The sequence below is a fragment of the Frankia sp. AiPa1 genome (assembly GCF_023243075.1).
GTDB lineage: Bacteria > Actinomycetota > Actinomycetes > Frankiales > Frankiaceae > Frankia.
Window position 1 is genome coordinate 60,382 of the sequence record NZ_JALKFZ020000184.1, and the last position, 19,972, is coordinate 80,353.

The following is a 19,972-nucleotide window of genomic DNA, read 5'->3' on the forward strand; positions in this document are numbered from 1 at the left end:
GACTGACCGGACTAGCTGGGCTGGCCGGAAGCCGGGCGGTCGGGCCGGACGAGGCCGAGATCGAGCGTGCGCAGCAGGTCGACGAAGCCGCGCACCACTGCCCCGGCCTGCGACCAGCCGTCGATCCGGGCGTAGGCGACCACGTCGCGCAGCGGCGGATCGGCGAGGTCGACCCGGCCGATGTGCTGGTCGGACGGAACCGCCGGCCCCGGGACGAGCGCCACGCCGAGCCCGGCCGCGGCGAGCCGGACCGCGGCATCCACCTGGTGGGTCTCGACCACCCCCCGCGGCTGGAAGCCGGCCACCGCGCATGCCTGCGCCACCACCTGGGCCAGACCGTGCTCGGAGGCGTAGAGCACCCAGTCGCGCTCGGCGAACGCGGCCAGCGCGACCCCCGTCCGCCCGGCATACGGATCGCCCGGCGGCACCACCACCGCAAAGCGTTCGGCGCCGAGCGACCACAGTGGCCCCGACCAGCTGGCCGGACGCGGCCCGATCCCCACGTCGGCCCGGCCGGCGGCGACGAACTCCTCCAGTGCTCCCCGGGCGGGAAACTCGGTGATCCGCAGCGCCGTGCCAGGATGAGCGGGACGCCAGTGCGCGACCGCCCGCGGCAGCACCCAGGTCGACAGCGACGAGACGGCCGCGACGTGCAGCGACCCGCCGCCCTGCCCGGCGGCGGACCGTGCCCGGCCGACCGCGCTCTCGGCCGCGGCCAGCGCCGCCGGCACGCCGTCGAGGAACGCCTGCCCGGCCGCGGTGAGGCGCACCCCCCGGGCCGTCCGCTCGAACAGCTCAGCGCCCAGGGCCACTTCGAGTGCGTGGATCTGCTGGGACAGCGACGGCTGGGCGAGATGCAGCCGCCGCGCCGCCCGGGTGAACGATCCCTCCTGCGCGACCACCACGAAGTAGGACGCCTGTCGCAGGTTCAGCCATCCGCGCATCCGCGGACCCCTCCTTCCTCCGCCGCCTCCGTCACTCCTGTGCCGCCTCCGTCACTCCTTCGCCGCGCCTGCGCCACGCCCATAGGAGACTCCTATGCCTGCTCGGGGGCAATGCGTCTTGGACGGATGGACCAGGTTGACGGACGATGGCCCGAACGGACAGCAGCCCCGAACCGTCCGGGCTCGTCCGAACGGTTCGGTTCGCCGACGACGACGTCGGCTCGGACGCCGCCAGAGTGCGGCGTCCCGGCGGACGGAGCGCGGTAGCGATCATGAGCAGCGGAGAAGCGGGCAGGACAGCGCCGGGCGGTTCCGCGCAACCGTCCTCGGCCCGAACGGCGGATCCAGCGCGCAGGGCCGGCCCGGCGGGGACGACGGTGCTCGCTGGCGGCCGGGTGATCAACCCGGCCCGTGGCTTCGACCAGGTCGCGGACGTGATCTGCGCCGATGGGCGGATCCGCGCGGTGCTGCCGACCGGCCAGGCAGGCATCCTGGGCCAGGCGGGCATCCTGGGCCAGGCGGACGCCGCGGGCCAGGCGGGGCACGTGCCGCCGGACGCGACAGTGATCGACTGCACGGGGGCGATCGTCACGCCGGGGCTGATCGACCTGCACACCCACGTGTACCCGGGGCTCGGGGACTTCTGCGTGCATCCGGACCGGGCGGGCGTGGACGTCGGCGTCCCGGTGGTCGTCGACGCGGGGACGTCCGGGGTACGCACGTTCGGCCTGGCCCGCGCCTTCGTCGAGGGGCCGAGCGTGCGCACCCGGGTACTCGCTCTGCTCGATCCGTGCCTGCTGTACCTCGCGACCAAGGACTTCATCGCCCACCGTCTGGAGATCGCCAATGATCCGCGCAACCTCGACCTGGAGGCGACCGCCGCCACCGTCGAGGCCCACCGCGACATGATCGTCGGCTTCAAGGTGCGGGCGACCGTCACCGACGACCCGCGCAGTTCGCCGTTCCTCGAGGGCACGAAGTCGATCGCCGGCGATCTGCCCATCATGATTCACCTCGGCCGCTACCCGTACACGGCGAGCCTCGGCAACCTGGATGCGATCAGCGCCCTGCGCCCCGGCGACATCGTGACCCACGCGTTTCGCGGCCACTCCGGCGCGCTGGTGGACGACGACCGGGCCGTCGAGGCGCGGTTCGCCGCCGCGGTCGAGGCGGGCGTGCGGCTGGACGTCGGGCATTCCGGCGCCGACTTCCGGTTCGCCGCGGCCCGGGCGCTGATCGACCTCGGCTACCCGCCGTTCACGATCAGCACCGACCTGAACCTGTTCAACACCGAGGGACCGGTGTGGTCGCTGACCGAGACGATGTCGAAGATCTGGGCACTCGGGGTCGAGCTTACCGACGTCATCGCCATGGTCACATCACACACCGCAACCGCGATCGGGCGGGCGGACTCACTCGGCACCCTCGAGGTCGGCCGAGATGCCGAGGTCAGCGTCCTTCGCAGCGAGACGGGTGACTTCTCGTTCACAGATGGATTCGATACAATCCGTCATCCACGGCGACTGGTCCCGGTCGGGTGTCTCCGGGCCGGAATTTGGTACAAAGCAAGGGAGCACCTCGCCGGGCCCACCCCGGCCGGGCCCACCCAGACCGCCGCCGTCGGCGCCGTGCATCGACCCCCCCGATCGGTGCGCCAAGCGTCGGCGGCGGCCTCGGCCGTCGCCGCGCCTGTTGCTCCCGGGCGTCCCACCGGGTCAGGGTGAGCCCGTGGCCTACGTGATCACGGCGGCGTGCATCGATGTCACCGACCGATCCTGCGTGGCCGAGTGCCCGGTGGACTGCGTCTACGAGGGTCGGCGCAAGCTCTACATCCATCCCGAGGAGTGCATCGACTGCGGCGCCTGTGCCCTGGTCTGCCCGGTGGACGCGATCGTCTGGGACCGTGACCCGGGCGGCGACCCGAGCGCTGACCCGAGCGGTGACCCGGGCGCCACGCACCTCGCTGACGCGCACGTGTTCTTCTTCCAGGCGCTGCCCGGACGCACCTCCCCGATCGGCAGCCCTGGTGGGGCAACGGGTCTCGGCCCGCTCGGCGTCGACACGCCGCTGGTCGATGCCGTCCGCCGCCCCGGCACACCAGACTCGGCCCGATGACGCGCGACCCGATCGCCCGGACCACGTTGGCGCCCGAGGTCGTCGCCCGGCTCACCGCGGGTCTCGGGTCAGTTGACGCGGCGCTGGCCGCCCGACATCCCGGTGCGCTCGGCAGCGGTCGACGCCAGCCCGTGCACACCTGCTACCTGCCGGCCGACCAGATGCGGGCGGACGTCGTCCCCGACTGGGGCGTACGAGCCGCACAATTACTGCGCCGGCACGCCCCCGACCCGGACGGCCTGGCCAGGGCCACCGATGGCGACCTGACGCCCGGCGTCGCGGCGGCCGTCCACACCCACGTGACCCGCACGCTTGCCACCGAACCCGTCCAGGACCTGCGGGTCGACCTGGAGGACGGCTACGGCCTGCGCCCCGACGACGTCGAGGACGCCGACGCCGTGCGCGCCGCCGAGGCGCTGCGGGCCGCGGCGGCCGCCGGTACCCTACCCGCACGCTACGGCCTGCGGCCGAAGTCCCTGGACCCGGCGGTGCGGGCCCGAGGTCTGCGTAGCCTCGACCTGTTCCTGACCACGCTCGTCGCCGAGGACGGGCCGCCACCCGGCCTAGTGATCACGCTGCCGAAAGTGAGCGCGCCCGAGCAGCTGTTGGTGTTCGTCGACGTGCTCGGTGCCCTGGCGGGACGGCTCTGCCTGCCCGTCCCAGTCGGCGTGGAGGTGCAGGTGGAGACGCCCGCGGCGGTGCTCGCCCTGCCCAAGCTTGTCCGTGCGGGTCTGGGTCTTGGTCTTGGTCTTGGTCCTGGCCCGGGTCCTGGCCTGAATCCGGGCGCGGGCATGGGCGGGGGCGCCGCCGGGCGGCTCGTCGGCCTGCACGTCGGCACCTATGACTACTCCGCGTCGCTCGGGATCGGTGGGGCCGATCAGGCCAGCGACCATCCCGCCGTCGAGCACGCGACGACGATGATGCAGCTCGTGGCGGCCGGCACCGGGATCGACGTCGCCGACGGCTCGTCGAACCTGCTTCCCGTCGACGCGGGCGGGCGGCCCTCGGAAGGCCGGGCTGACGTTCACCGGGCCTGGCGCCGGCACGCGGGTCTGGTTCGCCGAGCCTGGCACCGTGGGCTCTACCAGGGCTGGGACCTGCATCCGGGGCAGCTGGTGAGCCGGCACGCCGCCGTCGCCGGCTGCCTGCTCGCCGGGCTGGACAACACACTCGCGCGCCTCGGCGCCTATCTCACCGGTCGGGCTGCTGTCACGGGTGCGGCGCCCGGCCCGGGGGGTGCCTCGGTCGCCGACGAGCCGGCCACCGGCCGGGCGCTGGCCGGGCACGTGCTGCGGGCCCTGGACGCGGGACTACTCGACGACCACGCGCTCGAGGCTGCCGGGCTGCGCCGTTCGGATGTGCTCCACCTCGACAACCGTCCGTACCCCCAAACCGACGGCCGCTAAACCCAACACGGGCGGCGCACGAGCGGGGCCGGGAACAGCCCTGGTCCGTCCACGACCCCCCGCCATGGCCGCCGCCCTCGCCGACCTGATGCATCGCTTCGGCCCGAAGAGCCCTGAGGACGTCGACGGCTGAACCGGCCACGCCTCGTGCGCAGCCCCCGGGTCCTGCCAGCGGGACGGCGCCAGATCCTCGATCACGCGGCTTTTTCCGCGCCGATGCCGTCGCCGTCGCCGTCGCTCAGGGCGAAGGTGCGGCGGCAGTGGCGGAGCAGAACGGGCAGGGCGGGACTGGGAGTAGCTGTCCAGACGAGCGCGAGCATGGCAAGGGCAGGGGCGTCGGCGATGGGCAGACAGCGCAGCCTCTCGCCAGGTTCGACGATCATGGATGCGGAGAGGATCGCGACGCCGAGACCGCGGGCGGCCAGGTCCGCCACGGTCCGCGGCGCGGCCGCCTGCACGGCGAAGCGGGGTCGGACACCTGCCGCGGTACAAGCCCGTTCGAGCACGGCCCGGATGCCGGTGCCGGTCGGCAGGCAAGCCAGCGGGTAAGCCGCGAGCTCGGTCAGGGTGACCCCAGGCCGCGCCGCCAGCGGATGACCGGGGGCGACCGCCGCGACCAGCGACTCGCCGAGCACGGGCAGCATCCGCGGCTCGCGGGCGACGTCGTCCGCGGCGGCGCCGACGAGCGCCAGCTCCAGCGCGCCGGTGCGAACCTGCTCGATCAACCGGTCGGAGGAGTCCTCGACCACGCTGAGATCGACGCCGGGATGCGCCTCATGGAAGGCGGCGAGCGCCTCGAACCAGGGCTCGACCGTGCAGGACGCGACCATCCCGACAGCCAGGCGCCCCCGGACGAGCCCCCGCACGTCGTCGACCGCCTCCCGCACGGCGGCGACCGCGGCGAGCGCGCGTCGGGCGGGATCGAGGGCGGCCTCACCGGCGGTGGTCAGGGTGGCAGCGCGGCCCGAGCGGTCGAACAACTCGGCGCCGAGCTCGTGCTCGAGCGCGCGGATCTGCGCGCTGACTCCGGACTGGCTGATGTGCACCCGCCCGGCCGCCCGGGTGAAGTTCGCCTCCTCAGCGACCGCCAGAAAGTACTCCAATTGCCGCATTTCCATAAGCACAGATTCTAGATCTCAGTAGAACCATCTGTTGGACTTCTGGTTCTCCGTGCCCGCATTCTGGTGCCACGTGCACCTCAGAAGCACGCATCACGAACCCCCGCCAGTGGAGGAGTCCCAAGTGAGTGACACCACGTTCACCCGTGACCACATCACCAGCCGCCCGATCGCCAGCGGCCCGGTCACCAGCCGCGAGCATGCCCGTGTGCCGGAGGACCTGACCCGGCTGTTCGTCGAGCGGGCCAACGCCGGCGACGCCTCCGGCATCGCCGAGCTCTACGAGCCCGGGGCAGTGATGGCCTACCCGCCCGGCAGCCAAACCGTGGGCCGCGAGGCCATTCGGGCGCTGTGGGAGCAGGTGCTCACGCACCAGCCACATTTCGAGTTGGAGGACCCGCTGCCCACTCTGGTCAGCGGGGACATCGCGCTCACGTCCACCGCGCCGCGCGACGGCGCCGGTGCCCGCGCCCAAGTGGTCCGCCGCCAGCCGGACGGCACCTGGCTGCGCCTGCTCGACCAGCCTGAGTTCACCCCCACCGGCAATCCCACACGCTGAACGGCCCATTCGCGGTTCCGCGGAACTCTCGATCATGACGTTCCGCGCGATTATCGATCATGGTGTTCCACGGAACCGCCCGTATGGCCCATCCGCGCCAGGCCGTCCAGGCCTGGACCCGTCCGCGCGGCCCATCCGAGACTGGGCCCCGTCCAGGGGGCTGGGCCCTGTGCCGGTTTAGCTGCCGCGGTAGGTCGAGTAGCCATAGGGGGCTAGCAGCAGCGGGACGTGGTGGTGTTCCGCCGGGTCGCCGACCTCGAACGCGATCGTGACCTCGGGGAAGAACTCCGAGCGGGCGCTGGTGTCGAACACCAGCCGCCAGCGCCCGGGGGCGGTCAGGGGCAGCGCGCCCACCCGGCCGTCGACGTCGGTGACCGCCTCGGCGGCCAGACGCCAACCGGAGGCCGGCTCATCGCGTTCCAACCGAACGCGCACCCCGGTGGCGGGGCAGCCGGCGGCGGTGTCCAGCACGTGGGTGGACAGGCTCACCTCCGGTGCCCCTAGACCCCGGTGACCAGGTGGCGGATGCGCAGTGCGGTGATCTCCGCCTGCTGCCCGGCGGCGATGCGCAACTCCTCGGCGGGATCGTGGGTCATCCGCTCCTGGAGCAGGTCGAGCATCTCCGGCGCGGTCCTACCGGCTGCGCGGACCAGGAAGATGTAACCGAAACGCTCCTCGTAGGCGGCGTTACCGGCGACGAAGGCGGCCTTGGTCTCCTCGGACGCCTCGTCCATCGCAGCCTGCTCCCGACGGGGGGCGTCGAGGGAGACGATCGACGCCCGAGCGGTCGTCGGCGGCGCGGGGGTGCGGGGTGGGCGCTCCCCGATCCGGGGGTGCGCGGTGAACGCCTCCAGCCAGGCCGGCTCGGGCACCTCCCACCATTCCTGCTCGGCGGCGGGCAGGAGCGCCGCGAGGGTGCCGAACGGGCGGCGGGCCACCACCGCCTCGGCCCAGTCCTCGGAGCCGCAGCAGGCCAGCAGCTCCTCCCGGGCCGCGTCCGGCGACAGCGCGTCGAACCAGCGCATAGCCAGCGCCTCGCGGCCGGCGAGGGTCGGCGCGCCGGTCAGGCGCAGGCGGGCCAGCCCTCCGTCGGGGATGGCGTCGACCCGCACGTGCGTGGCCTGGACGGGCACCTCCAGGTCGAACAGATGCCGGGTGTTGGGCTGGACGCGGGTGCGGGGAAGCAGCGGAAACCAGTCGGTGACGGCCTCGACGTCGTCGGGGTCAATCAGGTCAGGATGGTCGGCCGCCCACAGTTCGACGGCGCGCGGCGCATTGCCGCGGAAGTGCCGGGTGTCGACCTCGGCCCGCACGATGAGGCCCTGGGTGGACAGGCGGACCGTAGCCCAGTCGTGCCCGGTGCCGCGGCGGCGGCGCGTCTCCCAACCCTCGCCCATCGCCCGTGCCTCACCGGAGGCGTTGAGGTTGTGCCGGTCACCGTAGTGCATGTCGCTGGCCGCGATGACCATCCCGCCGAGGTAGGCGGCGGCGAGATCGGAGGTAACCCGGTCGAGCAGACGGGGATCTGGCACGACCGTGCCATGCACCCGCAGCCGGGCGACGCCGCCATCGGGGTGGATGGTCAGGCGCAGATGGGTGATGCGGGTCTGGCCCGAATCGGCCACGGCCAGCACGTTCACCGCGTCGGCGGCGATCGGGGTATGCCCGACCAGCTCCACCCATTCGACCCCGGGGTCGGCGGCCTCGGCGGCGGATGGGTAGCCGGCGAGGGTCGCCCCGTGGATCTCGACGGCCTCGGGGGCGTTGCCGGTGAAGTGGGTGGTGTCCACGGTGATCGCCCGCGCGATGCCGGGCGCGCCGAGGCGGACGACAGCCCAGTCGGCCCCGGGCAGGTCGCGGCGGCGACGAGTCTCCCAGCCGTCGGTCCACTGGCCACGCTCGGTGAACTCCCCCGGGCGGATCACCGGCGGCTCGGGCAACAGCATCCGTTCGGCGAACGCGAAGAACTCGTCGTTGACGGCCACGACCGTACCGCCGAAACGGGCCGCGGCCAGATCGACGAGATTGGTCAGATCGGGCTCGTCACTCATCAGCTTTCCCTCTTCTCCGGGTCAACCGGGCCGTCGTGAACCCCGCGCGATACTGCCTGTGGCGTGCTTCTCATCGGGCCAGCAGACGTCTCATCGGGCCAGCAGACGCCCCCGCGGCGGGCGGTCGCCGTCGGCGCGCACCCCCCGCAGGTAGGTCGCCCGGACCAGTCCGTCCAGGCTACGACCAGCGTAGGGGGTCAGCGGGTGCCGGTGCCGCAGCATGGCCGGCTCCACCAGGTACGACCCGTCTGGGTCGAAGACGACGAGGTCGGCGTCGGCGCCCACGGCGATGCGGCCCTTGGCCGGCAGGCCGGCGAGATCGGCCGGCCCCGCACACATCCAGGTGACCACGTCGGCGAGCCGGTGCCCGCGGACGCGGGCCTGCGTCCACACGGCGGACAGCCCGAGCTGCACCGATGCGATCCCGCCCCAGGCGGCGGCGAAGTCGCCGGTGTCGATCTGCTTCACCTCGGGCGTCGACGGAGAGTGATCGCTAACCACCCCGGCAAGCAGACCCTCGGCCAGCGCATCCCACAACCGGTCCAGGTTCGCCCTGCCCCGGATGGGCGGTGCGCATTTGAACACAGTGGCCCCGTCGGGCACCTCCTCGGCCGTGAAGGTCAAATAGTGCGGGCAGGTCTCGGCGGAGAAGGGCAGGCCCTCCGCACGGGCGGTGAGGATGTCATCGAGGGCGTCGGCGGCGGACAGGTGCAGCACGTGCAGTCGGGCCTCGGTCGCCGCGGCCAGCGCCGCAAGACTCGCGACGGCCTGCTTCTCGGCCGCGGGGGGACGGGACGCAAGCCAGCTCGCGAACGCGCGGCCGACCACGGGCGGCGCCGCCTCGAGCACCCCGGGCGATTCGGCGTGGACGACGGTGAGGGCGCCCATCCGGGCGGTGTGACGGGTGGCGGCGGCCAGCACGTCCATCGAGACGTGCGGGAACTCCTTGACCCCCGAAGGGGCCAGGAACGCCTTGAAGCCGAACACCCCGGCGTCGTGCAGAGCGGCAAGGTCATCAAGGCTGCGAGCGTCAGCGCCGATGATGCCACCCCAGAAGCCGACGTCCACGGCGATCTGCCCGGTGGCGACCGCCCGTTTGGTCTCCAGCGCCGCGAGCGAGGTCGTCGGCGGGATGGCGTTGAGCGGCATGTCGATGATCGTGGTGACCCCGCCGGCCGCCGCCGCCCGGGTGGCGGTGGCGAACCCCTCCCACTCGGTACGGCCCGGTTCGTTGACGTGCACGTGACTGTCGACCACCCCGGGCAGCAGCGCGAGCGTGCCGAGATCGGTGACGGGCACGCCAGCGGGCACCTGGTCCGGCGCGGTGACCGCGGTGATCCGGCCGTCGGCGACATGCACCGCCGCCGGTCGTTCCCCGTCCGGCAGCACCACCCGGAGCGACCGCAGCACCCGCGGCCGCTCAGGCAGGTCCTCGACAGACCGCGCGGGGGCCAGGTCGGGGGGTACTGACCGGGTCGGATACGTCATGACGGTCCTTCTCCGAAGGGGCCACCGCTGGCAGCGTCAGCATCAGGCGGGTCGGCATCAGGCGGGCCGACGAGGTGATGGGGGCGGACGGGCACCCGGCGCAGGTCACGGCCGACGGCCGCACGGATCGCGGCGATGATCGCCGGCGTCGCCGTGCAGGTCGGCGCCTCACCAACGCCCTTCACCCCGTACGGAGCGTCCGGCTGCGGCTCGGTGACGGCGACGAAGTCGAGGTCGGGCACGTCCGCGGCGGTGGGGATGAGGTAGTCGTGGAAGGTCGGGTTGACCACCCGTCCGGCGTCGGTGACCAGTTCCTCCATCACGGCGAGGCCCAGACCCTGCGCGGTGCCACCTTCGACCTGGCCACGCAGAGCCAGCGGGTTGAGCACCGTCCCGCAGTCCTGGGCCAGAGCCATCGAGACGACCCGGACCAGACCGAGGTCAAGATCGACATCGACGACGGCCCGGTGCGCGGCAGCGGCGAACGCCACGTGCGGGTCGCCCTGGCCGGCGGCGCCGAGGGCGGTGGTACGGCGATGGTGGAAGGTGTACTCGGCCTCGACCGGTCCCATGGCCAGCGCGTCGGCCACGGACATCCGCAGCCCGACCTCGGCCCCGACGATCTGCCCGCCGGTGATGGTGAGACTTCGCCGGGCCGTCTCGACCACCGGCCCAGGCAGGCCTGCCGCGCGGGCAACCCGAGCGAGCAGCCGATCGACGACCGCCGCGCAGGCTCCCCGCACCGCCCCGCCACTCATCCAGGTCTGGCGCGACGCACTCGTCGAACCGGCACTGGCAACGGCGGTGTCGGCGGGCAGCAGCTCGATCTGGTCGATCCCGAGCTCGGTGCGGGCGATCTGGGCGGCGATCGTGACGAAGCCCTGGCCCACCTCGGCACAGGCGCTGTGCACCTGGGCATGCGGGGTGCCATCCGCCGCGAGTGCCAGACGCACCCGCGCGGTGGACGCGTCGTCCACCCCCTCGGAGAACAGAAGGTTCTTGTACGCCAGCGCGTAGCCGATGCCGCGGCGCACTCGGGAGGGTTCCGCCATGGCGGGCAGGCCCCCGGGCAGGGACAGCCCGGTCGGGTCATGCTTCGCTGGCGGAGGCAGGGGTCGGGCGGCGACGAGAGTGATCAGTTCACGGGCCGGCAGTGGCCCGCCGAGCACCTGCCCCGTGGGCAGCACATCGCCCGGTTGGAGGGCGTTGCGCACGCGCAGCCCGACGGGATCCAGTCCGAGTGCGTCGGCCAGCCGGTCCATCTGGGCTTCGTGACCGATGGTCACCTGGGGCACGCCGAACCCACGCATGGCCCCGCATGGGGGGTTGTTGGTGCGTACCACCAAGCCGTGCAGCCGGGCATGCGGCACCCGATAGGGGCCGGCCGCGTGGGTGATCGCGTTCGCGAGCACCGCCGGTGAGGACGACGCATAGGCGCCGCCATCGAGCAGCACCCGGGCGGTGACGCTGACCAGCTCGCCGTCGTGGGTCGCGGTGTGGCGCAACCGCATCCGGGCGGGATGGCGGTGCGGATGGCCCAGGAACGACTCGACCCGGTCGTAGGCGATCCGCACCGGCGCACCCGCCGCCCGCGCCAGTAGCGCGGCGTGGATCTGCACGGTGATGTCCTCGCGTCCCCCGAACGCGCCCCCCACTCCGGCCAGGGTTAGTCGGACAAGCTGTTCCGGAAGGGCCAGGCAGGCAGCTATCTGCTCCCGGTCGGAGTGCAACCACTGGGTGGCAACCAGCAGGTCGATGCCGCCGTCGGCCGCGGGGATCGCCACCGCGGCCTCGGGGGCCAGGAACGCCTGGTCCTGCATGCCGATGGCATAGTCGTCCTCGACGACGACCGGCCCATGAACACCGTCCTCGCCATGCCTGATGTCGATCTCACGGAACAGGTTGCCGTTGGGATGCAGCGTCGGCGTGTCCGCAGCCAGAGCACGGCGCGGGTCGGTGACGGGGGGCAGCGGCTCGTAGTCCACCTCGATCGCGGCGAGCGCGTGACGGGCGGCGCGGGCGTCGACAGCGGCCACCGCGGCGACCGGTTCGCCCGCGTAACGGACCTCGCCCCGGACACCACCGAAAACGGGCTGGTCGGCGACGATGAGCCCGTAGGTGGCCAGACCCGGCACGTCGGCGGCGGTGACCAACACGGCGACCCCGGGAACCCGCCGGGCCGCGGCGGTGTCCAGGTGGCGGATGCGGGCCCGGGGATGCGGCGAGCGCAGCGTCCGGGCGTGCAGCATCCCTGGGACTTGCAGATCGCCGACGTACCGGAACCGGCCGTGCACCTTGGCCGGACCGTCCGGGCGGCGCACGGAATGACCGATCCCTCGCCCGTCCGGACCAGCCGCACGGCTATCCGGAAGGGCCGCGGGTCCGGCTGGGCCAGGTACCTGCCCGCCTGGGCCAGCCGCCGGCCCGGCTGGGTGGTCATGGGTGCCATTCGACATCGTCCTCACCCCCGATCGGGAGGATGCCCCGTTCCTGCTGCACGGCGCGGATGGCGGCGACTATGCGGCCGTAGCCGGTGCAGCGGCACAGGTTGCCGGCGAGGGCCTCGCGGATCTCCTGGTCGTCGGCGTCCGGTCGACGGGTCAGCAGCTCCGTTACCGCCACCACGAAGCCGGGGGTGCAGAACCCGCACTGCACCGCTCCTTCGGAGAGGAACCTCGCTTGTATCGCCCGGGCAAGCCCCGACGCACCGAGACCGGCGACGGTCACCACCCGGGTGCCGTCGGCATCGGCGGCGAGCACAGTGCAGGAGGCCGCGAGACGCCCGTCGATCAGCACCGAGCAGGCCCCGCACCGTCCCTGCTCGCAGGCGTCCTTCACGGCGGTGACCCCGAGGCGGTCACGCAGCACGGTCAGCAGCGAGTCACCGAGCCAGGCACCGCTGACGGTGCGCAGAAACCCGTCGACGTTCAGCCGGTAGAGCGCGAGGCCGCCCGCCTCCGCCGCTGCCTCTGCCTCCGCCTCTGCCTCTGCCCCGAGCGGGCGAGGCGGTTCAGGGCCGGCATTGGACCCGGCCTCGGACCCGCTCACCGTGCGCCTTGCGGACCGGTGCCGTCCACGTGGGGGGTGGCGGGGTCCGCGTGGGGGGTGTCGGGGCCGAAAGTGTCAGGGCGCAGGAAGTCAGAGTGGGGGGCAGCGGGAAGGAGAGTGGCCGCAAGGGCGGGGCGAGCGATAGCCGGGTTCAGGCAACGGGCAAACGCACGCCCGGCAAGCACCCCAGCCGCGTGGATGCGGTACCGCGCGGAACCGTGCGGACCCACCGGCAGGGTCGGGGTGAGGGCCTGCGTCGCCTCGGTCACCAGATCGGCGAAACGCGCCGCCGCGGCTGATGACACCGTCCCGGTGGCCCAGTCGACCGCCGCCTGTGCGTACGCCTCGGCCTCGACCATCCGGACCGGTTGCCGGCCGATCCCTCCGACCGCGCAGGCCAGGGTGTGACGCACCCGGTCCACGACGACGGCGCACGACACCTCGGCCGGGTAGGCGGCCTGCCGGCCTCCGATCTTCAGATAGGTCGCGGGGCCGCCCGGCCGGGCCAGACGCACGGCGGTGACAAGGGCGTCCGGCTCGGGCCGGGCGGCGAGGAAACGGGCCAGCGGCTGGCGACGCGGCCCGCGCGGGGAGACGGTGAGCACCTCGGCGTCTGCCGCGGTGAGAAAGGTCAGCAGGTCGCTGGCCGGGCGGGCCGAGCCGAGGGCGCCGCCAACCGTGCCGGTGTTGCGGATCTGCGCCGAGCCGACGACCCGGGCGGCTCGGGCGAGCCCAGGCGACAGGGACCAGCCCACGAGATCCGTGTAGGTCACCCCGGCCCCGATGGTGAGGCGGTCGGCGCCGGCACCCCGCACCCGCAGTTCGAGCACTCTGCGTAGCCCGATGATCGTCTGCACCTGACGCTGGCCGGCCCGTAGCGCGGGCACGAGGTCCGTTCCCCCGCCCAACAGGGCGGCCTCGAGACCCGCGGCGCGGGCGGCCGAAAGCATCTCCACCGCCTCGCCGACCGTACTCGGTCGCAGCATGCCCGACGCCGACCAGTGCATGACATCCGACCCTAGAGGCGCAAAGTTACAATGATGTTCGGCCTTTCGCCGCTCCACGGGCATCCTCGCCGCCCGCTTCGACTACTCCGGCAACGTCACCGACTGTTACACGACTGCGGGACACCCGAAACCTCGAACCGCTTTCGTCGGGCAGCGCCTCCAACCGACCACACGGCACGGACCGACACGTCAGTGTGACCGCACACGAGAATGGCGGGCGCGGGCGAGACGTGTGGCCAGACGGCCCAGAGGCGGGGTCCAGGCGGCGAGCCCCAGATGGCGAGCTCCAGATGGCGAGATGGACATGGCGCGTTTGCTCCGCAACACCGACCCCGCACTGCGACACGGCTGGCACCCGGTGGCGCTCGCCGCCGAGCTTGGCGACGCCCCGTTGCGGGTCCGGCTGCTGGGTGAGCCGTGGGTCGTCGCCCGACTGGGCGCTACTCTCACCGCCTTCGCCGACCGGTGTCCCCACCGGTTCGCACCCCTGTCCGCCGGGCGGGTCGAGGCCGGGGAGCTGGTCTGCGCCTATCACGGCTGGCGATTCGACAGCGCCGGAGCCTGCACGGCGGTCCCCGCGCTCGGGCCAGGGGTGCCGCCGCCCAGACGGGCCAGAGCGGACCCCGCATGGGGGGTGGCCGAACGCCACGGCCTGATCTGGATCGCTCCCGCGCGTCCCGTAGCGGACCTGATCGGCCTGCCAGACACCGACCAGCCAGACGCCAACCGGCCAGACGCCGACCAGCCGGAAAGCGGCCCGGCTGGGAGCGACGCGTTGCTGGCGGTCAGATCCGGCCTGGTCCAGCCGAGCGGGGGTGCGCCGAGGTTTGACGCGGTCTGGCTGACGCCAACCCGCACGACCACCTGTGCCGGGCTACTCGCCGACAACTTCCTGGACACAGCGCACTTTCCGTTCGTGCACGCCGGGACGATCGGCGCCGACGAGGACACCCTCGTCCGTCCCTATCAGGTTCGCCCGGACGGCCGGGGTTTCCTGGTCCGGATGGAGCAGGAGGTGGCCAATCCGGAGGATACCCTGGTCGCCACTGGCCACCATCCACTCGTGCAGCGACGCTGGTCGACCTATGCCTACCAACCGCCGTTCATGCTGCGGCTGCATCTGGAGTATCCCGATGCCGGGACGACGAGCACGATCCTGTTCTGTCTGCAGCCGGAGGACATCCGCGCGACCCGCGTCTACACCCTGCTGCTTCGCGACGATCTCGGCGGTGATCCGACTCGGATGGCCGCGGCGGCCGCGTTCGAGCAGGCGATCCTCGACGAGGATCTCGCGCTGCAGGAACGTTTCGACCTCGACGGTCTACCCGTGCCCGGCATCAGCGGCGAATCCAGCGACGAAGTGCATATCCGCGCCGATGCCGCCGGAGTAGCCCTACGACGAGCGCTCGCCGACCTCGCGGACCTCACCGACCCGGCATAGGCCGAGGGCCTCGGGTAGATCCGGGCCTGGCCAGCGGAGACCGGGCCAGCGCAGGGCCCGCCCCGAGAACGCCCAGACCCCACAATTTGTTACCGTCCGCACCGGGCACGAGAGCAAGATCCGGCCAACCAGGTCGCCAGGGGGGGCAAATCGGACACGAAGACGCCCACAACGACCTGTTTGGATCTTGGGTCGATCTGGGTCTGGGAATTTTGTCGCGCAACGTGACCCCGGCCGTGTGGCGCAGGCACGCCGGCCCTGAATGAGCCAGTGGAGTCCAATATTTCGACGTGGGGAGCTGCGATCAGGTTGGCGGGCATCCCGGAGCCTGGGAAGTCCGGAGCCTGGGAAGCCGGCGAAAACCCCGGAACCCCGGAAGCCGGCGGAAGCCCGAAAGCCGGCGGAAACCCCGGAAGCCCGGAAGCCGGGAGGAGCTCGGAAGCCGGGAGGAAGCCGGGAGGAAGCCGGGAACGCGGGAAGCCGGTGGGAACCCGGGAAGCGCTCATGATCGAAGCTTTACCAGGAGCTCGAGATCTCGTCCAGCAGCTCGGCGATCTGTTCCAGCAGCACCGCGCCTTCCCGCTGCTGCTCGCGGGTGAGGCTCGCGATGAGCCGTCCGTCGGAGTCGCGCACCGCGCGGTCCTTGGCGGCCAGCGCGCGCTCTCCGGCGGCGGTGAGGTGGACCGCGACGTGCCGCCGGTCCTGCTGGGAGGGAACCCGCTCGACCAGCCCGGCCCGCACCAGGTTCGTCACCGCGCGGGTCACCGTCGGCCCGCTCACCCCGGCACCGATCGCAAGATCGGACATCGTCAGCGCGCCGCCCCGCAACGGACCCATGATGATGTACTGCGCGATCGAGATGCCACTGCTGTCCTGCCGCTGCGTGGCCCGGCCCCGGGCCCGCTGCACCGCGCGCAGCAGCTCCCGCCACGCGGCAAGAAACGCCTCGCCGTCGTCAGGTCCGCAGTCGTCAGGTCCGCCGTCATCAGGTCCGCCGTCATCAGGTCCGCCGTCGTCGCTGGGCCGCTTGCCGTCGCTGTGCCGCTCGATGGGTCTGTTCCCTCGCTCACGCCTCGAACGGCAAGCTTAGGCCATCCTTCCCTGCCGCCGCAGACACCCCTTTTCCCGCAAGGACGCCGCCTCTCCGACGGCGGATATGTGACAGCCGGCCCAGTCGATTCGCCGCGCGTACGGGCTCTGGCCACGCCTACGGTGAGGGGTCGGTAGGCGCAGGCCAGGAGGCACGGACGGCATGACAGGGCAGGATGTGCCGGTGGTGGGGCCACGGGGGCCGGACAGTCAGGGTCGGGTGTGCAGCAGGCAGCCGAAGCCGGCCAGGGTTCGTAGCGGCAGCGGCAGTCGGCACCCGAGGTCCGCCGCGGCGGCATCGACGGCGGCCAGTTCACCGAGCACCGCCTCCCAGGGCGCGTCGCTCATCAGGCCGAGCAGTGGCAGGGGACAGGCCGCGCGCACCCAGCCCTGATCGACGACAACGAACCCGCCGCCCATCCCCTCGACGGCCCGGGCCGCGGTGAGCATGTCATCGTCGCTCGCGCCGATCACGATCAGCTGGCCGGGTGCCTGTGCCGTGGTGAACCCGAGAGCCCCGCGGACGAGCCCGCAGCCGCGCACCAGACCGACCTCGACCGGTACCGCGTCCTGCGGTCGCCCGAAGACCGCGACCTTCTGCAGGTCACGAGACGGATCCGCGACCGGCAGTCCACCGCGCGCCGTCGGCACCAACCGGGCGATCCGAAGTCCGTGGCGGGCCGCCGGGCTCGGCTCCGCCGTCGCCCCAAGCGCCCCTGCCCCGAGCATCCCTGCCCCGAACGCCTGGATGCCGACCGGGGCGACACCCGCCGGTCCACCACCCAACGCGCCATTGCCGACCGCGCCATCACCGACCCTCGCGATGCTGACCGCCGCGACGCTGCCGTCCTGGCCAGGCCCGGCCGAGTCCGGGACGGGGCAGGGGAAGGAACCGGCGTGCAGGTTCTCCGGCAGCCTGATCCGACCGATCGCCCAGTCCGGCACCGGGTCAAGGTTGTCGAACAGCGGCCGACCGGACTCGGCCGCGATGCGACCGCCGACCATCACGACGTCCGGCGGGACGGCGGCGGCCAGATCGGAGACGACCTGCAGGTCGGCAAGCCGGGTCGGTGTGAGTGAACCGAGCACGTGGTCCAGGCCGTACCGGCGGGCGGGCCCCAGGGTCCGCCGCCCGACCTCCTCCAGGGAGCTCGCCGCCCGCTCGACGCCGCGGTGGGCCTCGTGGTCCAGATGGCCGCGGGCGGCGAGCTCGGTGACCGTCCGGATCTCGCCGTCCGCCCGCTCGGACGCACCGTCCGCCCGGGTCAGGACCCGCAACGGCGTCATGGAACCGGTCGCGAACTCCACGCCGGTCGGCCCGCCGAACGCGACGAACGCCGTCGGGTCGGCGAGCAGGGTGCCGGTGCCCTGCGGTACGAGCAGGCGGGCGAGCTCGCCCGGACCGAGCAGGGTGTCCTCGATCCGCAGACCCACCTCGACGTAGGCGGGAAGGACGTGGCGGCCCTCGGCGTCCAGTGACCGCCGGCCGCCGAGCGCCCCCGGCTTCGTCACGGCGGCGATGTACCGCCCGACGACGAGGATGTCCCGTTCCAGCATGGTCTGGTCGTGCACCACCACAACCAGACCGCCCCGCACGACGAGGTCAGCGTCCTCGTCGCCGGCGGCCACCCGGCGCAGCCGCGCCACCTGCGCCGCCGAGGGTGCCAGCCGATCGGCGCCGGCTACCGGCACCGGCGCGCGCCCCGGGGAGTCCTCCGGCCGGGCGGGCGGATCCTGGCGGCCGGCGCCGGGCACGACGGCCGGCGTCTGGGTGCCCGCCGGGGCGTGCCGGGGTGTCGACATCAGCCGGGGTCCGCGGCTGGTGTGTACGACGTTCACATACCGTCCCTACTACGGGGGTTGCGACTACAGGGGCCTGCGGTTCTGGGAGTACGGACGGTGGGGCTGGCCAACAGTGCGACCGGTGACCAACCGTGCGACCGGTGAACAGGGGGCGGCGCATCGTGGCGCGGTTCGCCTCAGCGCCTGGCGCGCCCGCCGCGGCCTGGGCTCGGCCCATACCGGGCGAGCACCACAGCCTCGAGGAAGCCGACGACGGCATACAGGACGATGCTGGCCACGGTGATGACCACGACGGACGCCCATACGCCGCCGTAGTTGAAGGTCTGCTGGGCCCGCTGCATGTAGTACCCGAGCCCCTGGCCGGTGGCCAGCCACTCCGCGAGCAGCGCACCGATGATCGCCCCCGGCACGGCGATGCGGGCCGAGACGAACAACGCGGGCAGGGCGCTGGGCAGTGAGACCTTGCGTAGCACCATCACCGGCCCGCCGCCGTAGGCGTGGACCAGATCGGCGGCGGCCGGCGGTCCCGAGCGCAGGCCGAAGACCAGGTTGACCAGCGACGGGAAGAACACGATGATCCCCGCGATCACGCCAACGGCCACCAGGCCCCGGCCGAACACCAGGGTGAGCAGGGGGATCATCGCCACCAGCGGCACCGAACGCAGCATCATCGCCACCGGCATGAGTGCGCGTTCCACCGGGCGGAACAGCACGAACGTCACGGCCACGACGATGGCCGCCACCGTGCCGAACAGATAGCCGAGGCCAGCGTCGCCGAGCGTGTGCCACAGTCCGTCCATGATCGCCTTGCGGCTCGCCGGTGCCCGCCGCGCGGTGAACAGATAATCCCATACCGCCTGTGGGTCCTTGGCGACCAGCGAGTTGAGGTCGAACACGGCGATGAACGCGTACCAGAGCCCGACGATCACCGCGGCCGAGGCCAGGACCGTCAGCATCATCCGGCCCACCCTGGCCAGGACGACGGTGACCAGCCTGTTCATCGACCGCCTCCCGGGTCACCGCGCGGCGCCCACGGGGTGAGCAGCCGCGCCACCAGGGAGATCAGGGCATAGCCGAGTCCGGCGACCGTGGCGGCGACCACCGCGAACGCCCAGGTCCGCGGCACCTCGAGGGCCTGCTGGGAATGCACCATGGCCACCCCGAGGCCGCGGTCGGCGCCAAGGAACTCGCCGATGATCGCGCCGAGCACCGCGGCCGGCGCCGCGATCTGCAACGCGGTGAATGTGCTCGGCAACGCCGCGCGCAGCCGCACATAGCGCATCTGCGCGAAGGCGCCGCCCCCGCTGGCCCGCACCACGTCGAGGCTCGCCGGGTCGGCGGCGCGCAGGCCGAGCAGGGTGCCGACCAGGGTCGTGAAAAACACCGAGATCCCGGCCAGCGCGATCTGCGGGGTGCGCCCGTCGAACACGGTGGTCAGGATCGGGCCGATGGCGATGACCGGCAGGCAGTAGGAGGCCACCCCGATCTGCAGCAGCACTCGCTCGACGATCGGCACGCCGAAGAACAGCACCGCGAGCCCGATCGCCAGCCCGTTGCCGATGAGCCAGCCCTTGAGCGCGATGCCGACGGTGGACCGCGCCGACGTCCACATCAACTGGTGATCATCCCATAGCGCCCGCACGACTTCCCAGGGGGTGGGCACCACCCCGCCGTTGTCGAGGAGGGTCACCGCGAGCAGCCACCACAGGGCGAACAGACCGACCACGCCGACGGCGGCGGCCGACCAGGCCCGCAGGTCGACGACGACGGGCAATCCCCGACCCCGGCCGCCGGACGGCACGTCGTCCGGCCCGGCGCCCTCCGGCGAGTCGACATCCGCCGAGGCGCCGGGCGACCCGCCGGTCCCGGCGCCGAACGCGGCGTCCCGCACCGTCGTCACGAG

At 72.7% G+C, this 19,972-nt stretch carries 17 protein-coding genes; 5 read left to right on the plus strand and 12 right to left on the minus strand.

Going from position 1 to position 19,972, the window contains the following annotated elements; all coding sequences use genetic code 11:
• Positions 1-11: 11 nt before the first annotated feature.
• Positions 12-944, minus strand: a complete 933-nt coding sequence (locus tag MXD95_RS24960) for a LysR family transcriptional regulator (protein ID WP_250643173.1) — start codon at positions 942-944, stop codon at positions 12-14.
• Between the two features lie 146 nt (positions 945-1,090).
• Between MXD95_RS24960 and MXD95_RS24965 the strand changes: the two genes are divergently transcribed.
• Genes MXD95_RS24965 through MXD95_RS24975 form a run of 3 tightly spaced genes read left to right on the plus strand, consistent with a single transcriptional unit; the run spans position 1,091 to position 4,465 of the window.
• On the plus strand, positions 1,091-2,668 hold the full coding sequence (locus MXD95_RS24965; RefSeq protein ID WP_250643174.1) for an amidohydrolase/deacetylase family metallohydrolase: 1,578 nt from the start codon (positions 1,091-1,093) through the stop codon (positions 2,666-2,668).
• Between the two features lie 4 nt (positions 2,669-2,672).
• Complete coding sequence (locus tag MXD95_RS24970) at positions 2,673-3,059, plus strand: ferredoxin family protein (RefSeq protein WP_250643175.1); 387 nt, start codon at positions 2,673-2,675, stop codon at positions 3,057-3,059.
• Positions 3,056-4,465: a DUF6986 family protein gene (locus tag MXD95_RS24975; protein WP_250643176.1), complete on the plus strand. Its 1,410-nt coding sequence runs from the start codon at positions 3,056-3,058 to the stop codon at positions 4,463-4,465. The genes MXD95_RS24970 and MXD95_RS24975 overlap by 4 nt, the downstream gene beginning before the upstream one ends.
• A gap of 194 nt (positions 4,466-4,659) precedes the next feature.
• On the opposite strand, the gene MXD95_RS24980 is transcribed toward MXD95_RS24975, so the two are convergent.
• Positions 4,660-5,583 (minus strand): LysR family transcriptional regulator, encoded by a 924-nt coding sequence (locus tag MXD95_RS24980; RefSeq protein ID WP_250643177.1) that lies wholly within the window; start codon positions 5,581-5,583, stop codon positions 4,660-4,662.
• Between the two features lie 169 nt (positions 5,584-5,752).
• Between MXD95_RS24980 and MXD95_RS24985 the strand changes: the two genes are divergently transcribed.
• A complete protein-coding gene (locus tag MXD95_RS24985) occupies positions 5,753-6,142 on the plus strand; it encodes a YybH family protein (protein ID WP_250643200.1) in 390 nt (129 codons plus the stop codon).
• A 177-nt stretch (positions 6,143-6,319) separates the two neighbouring features.
• Here the strand turns inward: MXD95_RS24985 and uraH are convergent, their stop codons facing one another.
• The 6 genes from uraH to MXD95_RS25015 form a co-directional block, all read right to left on the minus strand.
• A complete protein-coding gene (uraH, locus tag MXD95_RS24990; protein ID WP_250643178.1) occupies positions 6,320-6,631 on the minus strand; it encodes a hydroxyisourate hydrolase in 312 nt (103 codons plus the stop codon).
• Between the two features lie 11 nt (positions 6,632-6,642).
• Complete coding sequence (locus MXD95_RS24995; RefSeq protein ID WP_250643179.1) at positions 6,643-8,193, minus strand: allantoicase; 1,551 nt, start codon at positions 8,191-8,193, stop codon at positions 6,643-6,645.
• A gap of 90 nt (positions 8,194-8,283) precedes the next feature.
• Entirely contained in the window at positions 8,284-9,681 is a 1,398-nt protein-coding gene (gene allB, locus MXD95_RS25000; protein WP_250643180.1) for an allantoinase AllB, read from the minus strand.
• Positions 9,678-12,002: a xanthine dehydrogenase subunit D gene (pucD, locus tag MXD95_RS25005; RefSeq protein WP_374122133.1), complete on the minus strand. Its 2,325-nt coding sequence runs from the start codon at positions 12,000-12,002 to the stop codon at positions 9,678-9,680. Before pucD ends, allB begins: the two co-directional genes overlap by 4 nt.
• A gap of 115 nt (positions 12,003-12,117) precedes the next feature.
• On the minus strand, positions 12,118-12,729 hold the full coding sequence (locus MXD95_RS25010; RefSeq protein ID WP_374122134.1) for a (2Fe-2S)-binding protein: 612 nt from the start codon (positions 12,727-12,729) through the stop codon (positions 12,118-12,120).
• The gene (locus MXD95_RS25015) at positions 12,726-13,715 is read right to left on the minus strand and encodes an FAD binding domain-containing protein (RefSeq protein WP_250643182.1); all 990 of its coding nucleotides are present in this window, start codon (positions 13,713-13,715) and stop codon (positions 12,726-12,728) included. The genes MXD95_RS25010 and MXD95_RS25015 overlap by 4 nt, the downstream gene beginning before the upstream one ends.
• A 325-nt stretch (positions 13,716-14,040) precedes the next feature.
• Between MXD95_RS25015 and MXD95_RS25020 the strand changes: the two genes are divergently transcribed.
• Positions 14,041-15,177: a Rieske 2Fe-2S domain-containing protein gene (locus MXD95_RS25020; RefSeq protein WP_250643183.1), complete on the plus strand. Its 1,137-nt coding sequence runs from the start codon at positions 14,041-14,043 to the stop codon at positions 15,175-15,177.
• Between the two features lie 516 nt (positions 15,178-15,693).
• On the opposite strand, the gene MXD95_RS25025 is transcribed toward MXD95_RS25020, so the two are convergent.
• From MXD95_RS25025 to MXD95_RS25040, 4 genes are all read right to left on the minus strand, one after another.
• Positions 15,694-16,086: a MarR family winged helix-turn-helix transcriptional regulator gene (locus tag MXD95_RS25025; RefSeq protein WP_250643184.1), complete on the minus strand. Its 393-nt coding sequence runs from the start codon at positions 16,084-16,086 to the stop codon at positions 15,694-15,696.
• Between the two features lie 390 nt (positions 16,087-16,476).
• Complete coding sequence (locus tag MXD95_RS25030) at positions 16,477-18,105, minus strand: adenine deaminase C-terminal domain-containing protein (protein WP_250643185.1); 1,629 nt, start codon at positions 18,103-18,105, stop codon at positions 16,477-16,479.
• A 140-nt stretch (positions 18,106-18,245) separates the two neighbouring features.
• On the minus strand, positions 18,246-19,070 hold the full coding sequence (locus tag MXD95_RS25035) for an ABC transporter permease (RefSeq protein WP_250643186.1): 825 nt from the start codon (positions 19,068-19,070) through the stop codon (positions 18,246-18,248).
• Positions 19,067-19,969 carry an ABC transporter permease gene (locus tag MXD95_RS25040; protein WP_374122135.1) on the minus strand — a complete coding sequence of 301 codons (903 nt, stop codon included), beginning with the start codon at positions 19,967-19,969 and terminating at the stop codon, positions 19,067-19,069. The genes MXD95_RS25035 and MXD95_RS25040 overlap by 4 nt, the downstream gene beginning before the upstream one ends.
• Between the last annotated feature and the right edge of the window lie 3 nt (positions 19,970-19,972).

What these genes read in the sequence shown, in the direction of transcription:
- MXD95_RS24960 (WP_250643173.1), bottom strand. Translation starts at nt 944, where the DNA reads ATGCGCGGATGGCTGAACCTGCGACAGGCGTCCTACTTCGTGGTGGTC.
- allB (WP_250643180.1), bottom strand. Translation starts at nt 9,681, where the DNA reads ATGACGTATCCGACCCGGTCAGTACCCCCCGACCTGGCCCCCGCGCGG.
- MXD95_RS24965 (WP_250643174.1), top strand. Translation starts at nt 1,091, where the DNA reads ATGGCCCGAACGGACAGCAGCCCCGAACCGTCCGGGCTCGTCCGAACG.
- MXD95_RS24975 (WP_250643176.1), top strand. Translation starts at nt 3,056, where the DNA reads ATGACGCGCGACCCGATCGCCCGGACCACGTTGGCGCCCGAGGTCGTC.
- MXD95_RS25015 (WP_250643182.1), bottom strand. Translation starts at nt 13,715, where the DNA reads ATGCTGCGACCGAGTACGGTCGGCGAGGCGGTGGAGATGCTTTCGGCC.
- MXD95_RS24995 (WP_250643179.1), bottom strand. Translation starts at nt 8,193, where the DNA reads ATGAGTGACGAGCCCGATCTGACCAATCTCGTCGATCTGGCCGCGGCC.
- MXD95_RS25020 (WP_250643183.1), top strand. Translation starts at nt 14,041, where the DNA reads ATGGCGCGTTTGCTCCGCAACACCGACCCCGCACTGCGACACGGCTGG.
- MXD95_RS24980 (WP_250643177.1), bottom strand. Translation starts at nt 5,583, where the DNA reads ATGGAAATGCGGCAATTGGAGTACTTTCTGGCGGTCGCTGAGGAGGCG.
- MXD95_RS25035 (WP_250643186.1), bottom strand. Translation starts at nt 19,070, where the DNA reads ATGAACAGGCTGGTCACCGTCGTCCTGGCCAGGGTGGGCCGGATGATG.